This window comes from Mycoplasma sp. CB776 (genome assembly GCF_054343395.1).
The window spans coordinates 17,493-29,264 of sequence record NZ_JBTGVD010000013.1 but is presented as its reverse complement, the minus strand read 5'-3'; the positions used below and the strand labels follow the sequence as shown (position 1 = coordinate 29,264).

The 11,772-nt window shown below is 25.2% G+C and carries 11 protein-coding genes; 8 read left to right on the top strand and 3 right to left on the bottom strand.

Going from position 1 to position 11,772, the window contains the following annotated elements:
• Window positions 1-207: 207 nt before the first annotated feature.
• From dnaK to ACXX86_RS02115, 3 genes are all read right to left on the bottom strand, one after another.
• The gene (gene dnaK, locus ACXX86_RS02125; protein WP_458561043.1) at window positions 208-1,998 is read right to left on the bottom strand and encodes a molecular chaperone DnaK; all 1,791 of its coding nucleotides are present in this window, start codon (window positions 1,996-1,998) and stop codon (window positions 208-210) included.
• 126 nt (window positions 1,999-2,124) lie between these two features.
• Entirely contained in the window at window positions 2,125-3,369 is a 1,245-nt protein-coding gene (locus tag ACXX86_RS02120; protein ID WP_458561042.1) for an HNH endonuclease signature motif containing protein, read from the bottom strand.
• Window positions 3,350-4,030 carry a hypothetical protein gene (locus ACXX86_RS02115; protein ID WP_458559260.1) on the bottom strand — a complete coding sequence of 227 codons (681 nt, stop codon included), beginning with the start codon at window positions 4,028-4,030 and terminating at the stop codon, window positions 3,350-3,352. Before ACXX86_RS02115 ends, ACXX86_RS02120 begins: the two co-directional genes overlap by 20 nt.
• A gap of 489 nt (window positions 4,031-4,519) precedes the next feature.
• On the opposite strand from ACXX86_RS02115, the gene prfA reads away from it, so the two are divergent.
• The 8 genes from prfA to ACXX86_RS02075 all read left to right on the top strand — a co-directional run bounded on the left by prfA (window position 4,520) and on the right by ACXX86_RS02075 (window position 11,771).
• Complete coding sequence (gene prfA / locus ACXX86_RS02110) at window positions 4,520-5,599, top strand: peptide chain release factor 1 (RefSeq protein WP_458560620.1); 1,080 nt, start codon at window positions 4,520-4,522, stop codon at window positions 5,597-5,599.
• Complete coding sequence (locus tag ACXX86_RS02105) at window positions 5,592-6,323, top strand: peptide chain release factor N(5)-glutamine methyltransferase (protein WP_458560619.1); 732 nt, start codon at window positions 5,592-5,594, stop codon at window positions 6,321-6,323. The genes prfA and ACXX86_RS02105 overlap by 8 nt, the downstream gene beginning before the upstream one ends.
• Window positions 6,317-7,033: a hypothetical protein gene (locus tag ACXX86_RS02100; RefSeq protein ID WP_458560618.1), complete on the top strand. Its 717-nt coding sequence runs from the start codon at window positions 6,317-6,319 to the stop codon at window positions 7,031-7,033. Before ACXX86_RS02105 ends, ACXX86_RS02100 begins: the two co-directional genes overlap by 7 nt.
• Window positions 7,034-7,167: 134 nt before the next feature.
• Complete coding sequence (gene gltX, locus ACXX86_RS02095; RefSeq protein ID WP_458559264.1) at window positions 7,168-8,571, top strand: glutamate--tRNA ligase; 1,404 nt, start codon at window positions 7,168-7,170, stop codon at window positions 8,569-8,571.
• Complete coding sequence (locus ACXX86_RS02090; RefSeq protein WP_458557346.1) at window positions 8,562-8,936, top strand: hypothetical protein; 375 nt, start codon at window positions 8,562-8,564, stop codon at window positions 8,934-8,936. Before gltX ends, ACXX86_RS02090 begins: the two co-directional genes overlap by 10 nt.
• A 1-nt stretch (window position 8,937) precedes the next feature.
• Window positions 8,938-10,149 carry an endonuclease/exonuclease/phosphatase family protein gene (locus tag ACXX86_RS02085; RefSeq protein WP_458561041.1) on the top strand — a complete coding sequence of 404 codons (1,212 nt, stop codon included), beginning with the start codon at window positions 8,938-8,940 and terminating at the stop codon, window positions 10,147-10,149.
• Window positions 10,150-10,200: 51 nt separating this feature from the next.
• Window positions 10,201-11,304 carry a molecular chaperone DnaJ gene (gene dnaJ / locus ACXX86_RS02080; protein ID WP_458557344.1) on the top strand — a complete coding sequence of 368 codons (1,104 nt, stop codon included), beginning with the start codon at window positions 10,201-10,203 and terminating at the stop codon, window positions 11,302-11,304.
• Window positions 11,283-11,771 carry a Sua5/YciO/YrdC/YwlC family protein gene (locus tag ACXX86_RS02075; protein WP_458557343.1) on the top strand — a complete coding sequence of 163 codons (489 nt, stop codon included), beginning with the start codon at window positions 11,283-11,285 and terminating at the stop codon, window positions 11,769-11,771. Before dnaJ ends, ACXX86_RS02075 begins: the two co-directional genes overlap by 22 nt.
• The last annotated feature ends 1 nt before the right edge of the window (window position 11,772 follow it).

Genomic DNA, 11,772 nt, shown 5'->3' with positions numbered 1-11,772 from the left:
GTATTAAATATGCGAAAAAAAATAAAAAAATCCCGTCAACTGGGAAAGACGGGGTTTCTAATTTTTTAGTCATAAAAAAATTTCTCCTTATAAATATTTTAGTTTAAATATTTGCTATTGAGAAATTTTTACACAAAATGTGTTACGGTCCTCAATTAAAGGTATTAAAAATAGAAAAAGGTATTAAATTACCTTTTTCTATTTAAATTATTCTTCCTTAACATCCGCTTTAAAAGAGTCATTATCTTCATTTGAAGCGTTTGCTTGTGAATTAGCACTTTGTTGTGCAAAAGCTTGAGCAGCTTGTTCTATTTGGTCTAATTTTGTTTTTAATTCATCAATTTTTTCTTCTTTTAATAAAGTTTTTAATTCTTCAATTTGTTTTGTTAACATTTCTTTTTGAGAATTGTCAATTTTATCTCCTTGTTCAGTTAAGGATTTTTCTAATTGTGAAATTAATGTTTCTGCTCTAACTGTTGTTTCTACTTTCTCTTTTTTCTTTGCATCTGCTTCTCTGTTTTCTTCGGCTTCTTTTATCATTTTTTGAATTTCTTCTTCAGATAGTGTAGATGTATTTTGAATTGTTATTGTTTGTTCTTTGTTTGTTTTTTTGTCTTTTGCTGTAACTTTTGTAATACCATTAACATCGATTGAGAAAGAAACCTCAATTTGTGGTACTCCTCTTGGAGCTGGTTCGATTCCTGATAAGTTAAATGTTCCAAGAACTTTATTATCTGCAGCCATTTGTCTTTCACCTTGAACTACAGAAATTGTAACTTCTGGTTGATTATCAGAAGCAGTTGAGAAAATTTGTGACTTAGTTACTGGAATTGTTGTGTTTCTTGGGATTAAAGGAGTTGCAATCCCACCCATTGTTTCAATACCTAGTGTTAAAGGGGTAACATCTAATAATAAAACATCATCAATTTCTCCTGCAAGCACTCCACCTTGAATAGCTGCACCAATTGCTACAACTTCATCAGGGTTAATGCTTCTATTTGGTTTTTTACCTAATGTATGTTCAATCATTGTTTGAACAGCAGGGATTCTTGTAGAACCACCAACTAATAAAATTTCATCTAAATCTTTAGCTTCCAGTTTAGCTTCTTTTAAGGCATCCATAATTGGTTTTCTTGTTTTATCTACAAGATAAGCAGTCATTGCTTCAAATTCTGATCTTTTTAGTTCTAATTCTACATTTATTGGACCGTTTTCAGAAACTGCTAAAAATGGTAATGAAATTGTAGTGATTGATTGTTCAGAAAGAGAAATTTTTGCTTTTTCTGCTTCTTCTTTTAATCTAGCCATTGCCATTTTGTCGTTTGTGACATCATATTTATATTCACTTTTAATTTTTTCTAAAAGTCATTTAACAATTTCATGGTCTCAATCATCTCCACCAAGCCTATTGTCTCCGCTTGTAGAAAGTACTTCGAATGTTCCTGCTGCTAAATCAAGAACAGAAACGTCAAATGTTCCTCCCCCTAAGTCATAAACAAGAACTTTTAATTCTTTATCTGTTTTGTCAAGTCCAAAAGCAAGAGCAGCTGCTGTAGGTTCATTTATTATTCTTAAAACATCTAATCCTGCTATTTTTCCTGCAGTTTTGGTTGCTTCACGTTCTGCATTATCAAAGTAAGCTGGAACAGTAATAACTGCTTTTGAAACTTTTTTTCCTATTTTTTTCTCTGCATATTCTTTTAAATAAGAAAGAATCATTGCTGAAATTTCTTCTGGTTTGTATTCTTTTCCATTTGCTTTTACAGTCTTGCTTGTTCCCATCAATCTTTTAATAGAAGCAATTGCATCTGGATTTGTTTCTAATTGTCTTTTTGCAATTTCTCCAACAATAATATCTCCATTTTTAAAAGAAACTACAGAAGGAGTTGTTCTTTTTCCGTTAGGATTTTCTAAAACTATAGGTTTTTTATCTTCAATTATAGAAACAACAGAGTTAGTTGTCCCTAAATCTATTCCTAATACTATTTCTTTTGCCATATTTATTCTCCTTTTTAATAAGTGATTTTTTTATTTATGAAAACATTATAGCATATTTTTTAGCACTCACAAGTAAAAAGTGCCAAATTTTTAAATTTATAAAAAAATTAAGTTGGAACTCAACTTTTATTTTGATAAATTTTTAATTCTCACTAGATGTTTTTTAATGTTTTCTTCAAATTTTTCTTTGTTTGTTGTTATGTTGATAGTTTCTGTAATATATTTATTTTCTGGATTAGAAAAAAACTTATATAAATTTAAATCAAAGAAAATTTTTCCTCATTCAAATTCTTTGTCGCATGTAGGGCAAAGTAAAAAACCATTACATCCTTCAACAATCAATTTATTAGCATTATCGAAAGAAATTTTATTATTTTTAAATTCATTTTTTACATCCGAAACTCTATGTATATGTGCTGAAATTAAATGTTCTGAAAATTGATAACCACAAACTAAACATTTATCTGGATTTAAATTATTTTCACAATATCAAATTTTTATATTTTCTTTAAAAAGAGGTTGATTTCTTTTTAAGTCTTCTTCAGAGTGGGTTATATCAAAAATAGGTTGAGAAAAGATTGGTTGTTTATTTACTTCAAAATTATTTTGTTTTAAAATTTTTAATAAATTTTGCTTAATTTCAAATAATTTTTCGTTTGTTTTTAAAATTAAAAGTTTTCTCTTAATATCTTTATCTTTTTCAAATATTTTATTGATTACTATTGCACTGATTAAAGAATCTGATGCATTAGCTCCATCAAATTTAGCATATAGTTTAATCTCTTTTTTTAACTCATCATACTCAATATAACTTGATAAATTTCTTTTATTTTGCCTTTTTAAATTTTCTTTTTCTAATTGAAAATGTTTTATATTTTCAAATTTAGTATTCAAATTATTCTTTTGTCTTGCTGTTAAACTATAATTAATTTTTATGCCCAAAGTACTAAAAATTTTAAAATCTTTTAAAATTGTTTTTGGGAATTCTTCAATATATAAAAACAAATCTAAAGGATGTAATGATACAGAAATATTTTTTATATTATTTTCATAACTAAACAACAAAACTGGCAAAAAATTCTGCATAATATAAGTGTTTCTAGATTTTGGTTTACCATTTTCTCCTAATTTTTGAGTAAAATAAATTAATTCATTTAATTCTTCAATAACTAAACCCTGAAACTTTGCTTCTGTATTTTTTCATTCTACTTCATCATTTATATCAATTTTTTTATCTAGACTTAAAATAAGTTTTATATCACTATATAGTTTGTCAGATTCTTCTTTATTCGCTTCTTTGGTTAAATTTGAAAATAAAGACTTTGAGACAAGTATAGTAAATTTTCTTTTATTACATAAATTCTTTTCCATCTTTTTTATAATCTACTCCTTTTCATACTTGAATATCTTTTTCAAACATTTTATTTGCTATTCACATACTTGCAAAAGAAGGTCTATCTAGATTAAAAACATCATAATTTAAATAATCTTTTGTAAAGCACATTCTCCTTTTTAAATGGACATATTGAACTCTTTCAAATTTTTGTAACTCATTACAAAATTTTTCACTATTTAATGCTTGAATTCCAAAAATTAGTGCTCAAGGTTTGTTAAATTCTAACAATCTTTGCAATAATTTAAATTTACCTCTAAAAGGTGGATTGCTGATAATAATGTCAAAATGTTCTGGTTGATAACTGTAAAAATCTTTGTTTTCTAAGATATGAGATGAAATCACTTTGTAACCGTTTTTTTTAAAAACAGTAACAAAATTAGAATCTGGTAAGTCGAAAGGACATCAAATTATTTTATCTTTAGGAATTTTTGCATTATCAATAAAAAATTGAATATCTTCTTTTGTTGTGTATCACTCATCATCGTTAGCATAATTAAACGCTTTTGTAATTTTATTTTTATTTTTTTCAATTTTGTTTTCAATATACTCATCTAAAAAAGAGTTTAAACCAGATTTTTCTTGAATTTCAATATTGTTTATTTTTTCCATTAGTTCTGCTTTAATTTTTTCTTTCATACTTCTCCCTATATATAATTATTATTATAATTCAAATTATTTTTTATAAAAATTTTTTTATTTTTTTGTATGTTTAATAAAAGAAATAAACTAAAAAATAAACAAAATTCAAATAAAAAAAAGTTATCACTACTTTCATAGTAATAACTATAATTTAGTACTCACCTTGCTATATATTGTAGCTATCAGATTTTTTGCATTTTACTTATTATTATTCTCTAAATAAGTTTTATAAAGATCATAATATTTCCGTTCAATGTTCTCTATTTTCAACTCACTCTTGCTTAAACAAGGACATAAATTTGGTTTCTTACCAAAGTTATGTCCTTGTTTATATAGAAATGTTTTTTATGTTTAAAACTGGAAATGTTTTTACAAAGTAAAATAAAATTTTAAAACTTTTAATAAATCTTTAACTTTACAAATATAATTAAATTTTCGCCTTTTAAGTTTTTAAAAAAGCAGTTTTCTTATATAATTAAAATTAATATGGAAACTTCAATGTATAAATCACTAATTTCAATTAAAGAAAAATATAATGAATTAAATAAAATTTTATTAGATGAAAAAACAATGAGTGATATAAAAAAATACACTCAAATTGTTAAAGAAATTTCTTCAATCAAAGACATAGTAGAAACATTTGACAAATATTTAGCATTTGAAAACACTATAAAAGAAGCTAAATTTCTTCTTGCAGAAAAAGATGCAGAAATTATTGCTTTTGCTAAATCTGAAATAACAAACTGTGAAGAGCAAATGCCTATTTTAGAAAAAGAACTTATTATTTTATTATTGCCAAAAGATGAAAATGATGAAAGAAACGTTATTATGGAAATAAGAGGGGCAGCTGGCGGCGATGAAGCAAACATTTTTGCTGGTGACCTTTTTAAAATGTACAATAAATGAGCTGATTCAAATGATATGACAGTAAAGGTTCTTGATTCTACATTTGCTGTAGCTGGAGGTTTTACTCAAATAGTTTTTTCAATTAGTGGTGAAAAAGCATATTCAAAACTTAAGTTTGAGTCAGGAGTTCATAGAGTTCAAAGAATTCCAGAAACTGAAACTCAAGGTAGAGTTCACACTTCAACTGCAACAGTTACTGTAATGCCTGAAGCAGATGAAGATGTTGAAATTGAAATTAATCCAAACGATATTAGAGTAGATACTTTTAGATCTTCTGGTGCAGGTGGTCAATCCGTTAATACAACAGATTCTGCTGTAAGAATAACACACATTCCTACAGGTGTTATTGCTACTTCTCAAGATGGAAGAAGCCAAATAGCCAACAGAGAATTAGCAATGAAAATTTTAAAATCAAGACTTTATGACTTAGAAATTAGAAAAAAACAAGAAGTAGAAGGTGCTTTTAGAAAATTAGCTGGTTCTGGTGCAAGAAGTGAAAAGATAAGAACTTATAATTATCCACAAGATAGAATAACAGATCATAGAATTGGTTTTTCTACATCTTTAAAAAATGTTGTAGCAGGTCAATTAAATCCAATTATCGAAGCTTTATTAGCGGAAGAACAAGCAGAAAAGATTCAAAATGCAGGACTTGAATAAAAGAAGAGAAGCTTTATTACGAGAAAAAATAAGAAATAATTTACCATTAATAATTACTAATGAAGAAGAAAATAAATTAAAAACTTCAATGCCTATTCAACAAATTATTGGTTTTGTTCAAATGGACAGACTAAAATTTTTAATTACAGACGATAAGGTTTTAATCCCAAGATATGAAACAGAAGAAGTTATTAATGAATCTTTAAAATTTTTGAATAAAAATTCTAAAGTTTTAGATATGTGTGCAGGATCTGGTTTTATAGGATTAACCATTTTTGATGAGATAGGTTGTGAAGTGACTTTAGTTGATAATGATGAAAATGCTATAAGTAAAATTTTGACTAATATAAAGGAAAATTGTTTATTTTCTTCAAAAATTAAAGTAATTAAATCTAATCTATTTCAAAAATTAGATCCGAATGAAAAGTATGATTTAATTATTTCTAATCCCCCATATATACCTGAAAATATAAAACTGGATCACTCTGTTTTAGAATGAGAAAATCACAATGCATTATTTGCAAAAGAAGATGGAAATTACTTTTATAAAAAAATTATTAATGATGGTAAATCTTTTTTAAAAAAGGAAGGAATTCTTATATTTGAAATTTCAGATTGAAATTTAGATTATTTTAAGTCTCTTGAAAATTTAAATATAGAAATAAAAAAAGATATTAATCAAAAAAACAGAATAGTTATAATTAAAAAAGGAGAAAAATGATAGCTTATATAATAACTTTCTTAGCAATTCTTGTAGCAACAATTTTAACAATTTCAATCACTTTTATTAGATATAAGAACATAATTAATTTAAAAAATGTAGATTTAAAATTATGAAAAAAATTTCTTATTACAAATAAAAAAATTTCTTATTTTGATATTATCTATTTATTTTTTGAAATTATTTGTTTAATATTTGGAATAGGTTTTTTGATTATTGATTTTTTTAATTCTAAAACTTTTAATATCAATGTTATATTATTTATTGTTTCTATTGCTTATATTTTGTTTTTAACTTTTATTTCATTTATAGTTTATAAAATAAAATTAAAAAAAGAAAAGAAAAAAGCAAACTGAGATCAAATTGAAGTAAATCAAAATGACTTAGTTTATTTTGAAAAATATTTAAGTAAAGATTTTTATTTTGAAGAAAATGAAGTCGTTGAATTTTACAAAAAAGAGGAAAATATTTCTTTTAAACTTTTAAATTATATAGATCAAAACAAAATAGATTTTAATGAAAAAATAAAAGATGAAAAAGAAAAATTTATTAATATAATAACTTGTACTTTTTGATTTTATAATAGACTATACTTTGGAAAATCTTACATAAAAGTTAATGATACAAAAATTTATAAAAATGATAAAGATTTTTATCCTTTTATTCTTTGATATTCAATAAATTTTTATTTAAATAAGAATTGAAATAATTAATCAAAATTAGCAAACTTTCAAAAAGGAAGTTTGCTTTTATCTTGAAAATAAATAAAGAAGTTTTATTGCATTTATTCAATTTTTTTAAAAAAATAAAATATAATTATTTATAAATTAATAACTAAGGAGAAACAATGAAAAAAATAAGAACTAGATATGCACCAAGTCCAACAGGATATCTCCATATAGGTGGAGCAAGAACAGCTTTATTTTCATACTTATTTGCTAAGCATTATAGTGGAGAATTTGTTTTAAGAATTGAAGATACTGATGTTTCGAGAAATGTTGAAGGAGGAGAAGAATCACAATTAAATAATCTAAAATGATTAGGTATTATTCCAGATGAATCACCAATAAATCCTAATTCAAAATACGGAAAATACAGACAAAGTGAAAAACTTGATAGATACAATGAATTAGTAGATTGATTAATTTCTAAAAACCTTGCTTATAAAGCATATGATACTTCAGAAGAATTAGATCAACAAAGACAAGAACAAGAAAAACAAGGAATTTTCAGCTTTAGATATGATAGAAATTGGCTAAAAATTTCTGAAGAAGAAAAAGAAACAAGAGAAAAAAATAAAGAATATTCAGTAAGATTAGCTCTTAAACCTAATAAAGATTACGCTTGAAATGATATTGTAAGAGGACAAATTTCTGTAAATTCAAACGATATTGGTGATTGAGTAATAAAAAAATCTGATGGATTTCCAACTTATAATTTTGCAGTTGTAGTTGATGATCATGATATGGAAATCACCCATGTTTTAAGAGGTGAAGAACATATTACAAATACACCTAAACAACTTGCGGTATATGATGCTTTTGGTTGAGAAACACCAAAATTTGGACACTTAACAATAATTACTAATATGGAAGGAAAAAAACTTTCTAAAAGAGATTTAAGTTTAAAACAGTTTATTGAAGATTATAAAAATGAAGGTTATATTTCTGAAGCTATTTTTAACTTCTTAGCATTACTTGGATGAACAAGTGAAGATGCACAGGAAATCTTAAGTCACAAAGAATTAATTGAAAAATTTGATGAAAATAGATTGTCTAAATCTCCTTCAAAATTTGATATTAAGAAAATGGAATGATTTTCTAAACAATATATGAAAAATCAAAGCAACACTATTTTAAAAGAACAATTACAACTAAATAGTGATTCTGATTGAAATGAATTATTTGTAGAAACATATAAACAAAGTGCTGCTACTTTAAATGAAATTAAAAATAATTTAAGAATTTACAAGTTTCCAAAAGATTTAACAGAAACATTTATAAAGGAAAACCCTATAAATTTAGAAGTTATTTTTGTTTTTTACAGTCATTTAAATAATTTAAATTTTTCAATTGATAATATTCAAAAAGCAATAGATTTAACAAAAGAACAAACAAAATTATCTGGAAAGAATTTATTTTTACCAATTAGAATTGCTTCCACTCTTGAACAACATGGACCAGAATTAGCAAAAAGTATTTATTTATTTGGAGAAAACATTATTAAAGAGAGATTGAAAAAATGACTATAAAATTTGTTTCAACAATTATCAAGGATGATGATAAAAAAGTAATTGAATTTATTTCTCCTTTAGAATTAGATAAATGAGAAGAATTTGATGCATTTATTTTTAAAGATCCAAATACAAATATTGCTATAAGAATTGAAGTTTCAAAAAACAAAGTTAATATTTTTCAAAGTCATGCAACTGTTAATTTAGAGTTAAATAAAGAAAAAGTATGTCCTTTTAAAACTGAATATGGTGAGTTAGATTTCATTTATAAAATGACAAAATTAGAAAGAGAAGAAAATTTTATTTCCTTTTATTACGATTTATTTTCTGCTAAAGAAGAATACATTTCAAGTTTTCAAATAGAATTATTTATAAATAGATAAAATGAAAAAATGAATTAAATGATTTTCTTTTCTTTCTTTACCTTTAGTTTTTACTTCATGTGGTTCAAAACAAACACATCAAGAACCTATTACAAAACAGACACAACAGGAACAACCGTCAAAAGAGAATATTAACTCTTCTATTCCAAGTAACGATGAAAAAGGACAAAAAGAATACAAAAAAAATAATGATTTAAACAAAAAAACAGATAATAATCAAGAATTATGATTTGATAAAATAAGAATTGGTCATTGAAATATTTTAAATCACACTGGAAAACAAGATTGAAAAAATGAAGCAATAGCAAAAATTATTAATCATGAAAATCTTTCCTTAGTTGGTTTAACTGAAGTTACAATTGATAATGAAAATAATGAACTTGCTGTTTCTAAAATAATTGAAAAATTAAAAGAATATGATCCTGATGGAGATTGAAAATATTTATTAAGTCCTAAATTATTTGGTAAAGGTAAAGAATCACAGCAAGAATATATAGGTATAGTTTATAAAAATAAATTTTTAGAACCAATTCCATTTGCTGGATATCAAAACAATAAAAACCCTTATTTAGGAATTCCTTATCCAAACCCAGAATTTACTTCTTACTTTAATAAAAAAGAAAAAACCGTTTATGCAAGACCGCCATATGGAGCACATTTTAGAGTTAAAAATCAAAAACATAATGATTTTACCGTAGTATTCTCTCACTTTGATTCTCCAGGACAAAAAAGAGGTGTTGAACCAGCAGCGAGCGGTTATTCCGGTCAAGGTCAATTTGAAATAAATGAAGCTAAAGAGTTAAAAAATGTTTTAAATTGATTTGATTTACAAGATGGCAAAAATAACGATATTTTCTTTATGGGAGATACAAATATAAAGGAAAATAACGGAGGAAAAGCATTTGATTTAACAATTAAAGCAGGTTATAAAACATTACTTGATTGAAATTTAGAAACAAGTCTTGGCAGATCTCGACAATGATCAGAACCATATGATAAAATCCTTTATAAAGGTGATTTAAAAACTTCTAACGCTCAAAGATTTGATATATTTTCTGTCTTTAAAAAAAATATTATTGAAGAAAAAGAATGAAAGAAAAAAGTTGATAAAAAACCTTCAAAGGATAACTTACAAAATTGAATTTTAAAAATTAGCGATCACACCTTAGTTTATACAGATTTAGATGTATCAAAAGATGACATAGACGAATAATAATATACAAAATTTTAGCACTCTAATATAAAATGTGCTAAAATTTTATTTATGAAAAAAAGAGATTATTATGAAGTATTAGAAATAAATAAAAACGCAACAGATAAAGAAATAAAAATAGCTTATAGAAAATTAGCTATGAAATATCACCCAGATAAAAATAAAGAAACAGATGCAGAAGAGAAATTTAAAGAAGTAAATGAAGCATATGAAGTTTTATCAAATCCAGAAAAAAGAGCACAATATGATCAATATGGTCATGATGCTTTTGATCCAAATGCACAAGCAGGCTTTGGTGGATTTGGAAATTTTGGTGGATTCAGTGGATTCAGTGACTTTTTTGGAGATATTTTTGGTGGATTTGGCAGAAGAAAATCAAGAGAAAATTATCCAGAAGACGGTTCGGATTATAAAATTGAATATTCAATAAGTTTTCTTGAATCAATTTTAGGAACAAGCATAAAGAGAAAATTTGATAAATATAGCACATGTAATAATTGTCACGGTAGTGGAGCAAATTCTACAGCAGATATTAAGCAATGTAGTACTTGTGGTGGAACAGGAAGCGTTACAAAAGTTATTAAAACACCTTTTGGAGCAATTCAAAATAGTGCAACTTGTTCTGATTGTTCTGGTAAAGGAAAAAGAATTCAAAAATTATGTAAATTATGTTCTGGTAAAGGAATTATAAAAGAAAGTAAAGAGTTGACAGTTTCTATCCCTGCAGGTATTAAAGAAGGGCAATCTGTAGTTTTAAATGGATATGGTGGTCCTGGATTAAATGGTGGGCAAAATGGAGATTTATATATAGAAATAACTGTTAGAGATCATACGCATTACACAAGAGTTGGTGATGATATTCATTTAACTGTGCCAGTTTCTGTAATTGATATTATTTCTGAAAATCTTATCACAATTCCAACACCATATGGAAATGAAGAGATTAGAATGAATAATTCTTATAAATCAGGTGATGTATTAACTGTAAAAAATAAAGGTTCTAAAAATCCAAAAAATAATTCTTATGGAAACTTAAAAATTCACTTACAATTATATGTTCCAAAATTATCAAATTCAGAGAAAAAAGCAATGGAATCAATTTTTTCAGGTGTAAAAGATGATCGAAAAAATAAATGATTGAAAGATTTTGATTAATGAATGAAATTGACAAATATAAAGATGTATTTATTACTACAACCGATACAGTTGTTGGTATAGGAATTCCTGTAAAAACAAAAAAAATAGATCTTTTATATGAACTTAAACAAAGAGATATAAATAAAAAAATAATAATTTTAGTTGCTTCTATAGACCAAGCAAGAGAATTTCAAGAATGAAATTCACAAGCAGAGGAACTGGCTAAGAAATTTTGACCTGGAAATATAACTTTAATTGTTAATAATCAAGGTTTTAGAATGCCAAATCAAAAAGGATTACAGGCGTTTTTGGAAAAAACTGGTCCTTGCTGAGTAACAAGTGCAAATATTTCTGGTCAAAAAAATTTAACCCTAAAAGAAGCACAAAAAGTTTTTAATAAAATAAAACAAGTTTATAATTTTGGAGAAGGAAGCAACGAACCTTCACAAATTATAAAAGTAGAAACATTGGAAAGATTAAGATAGT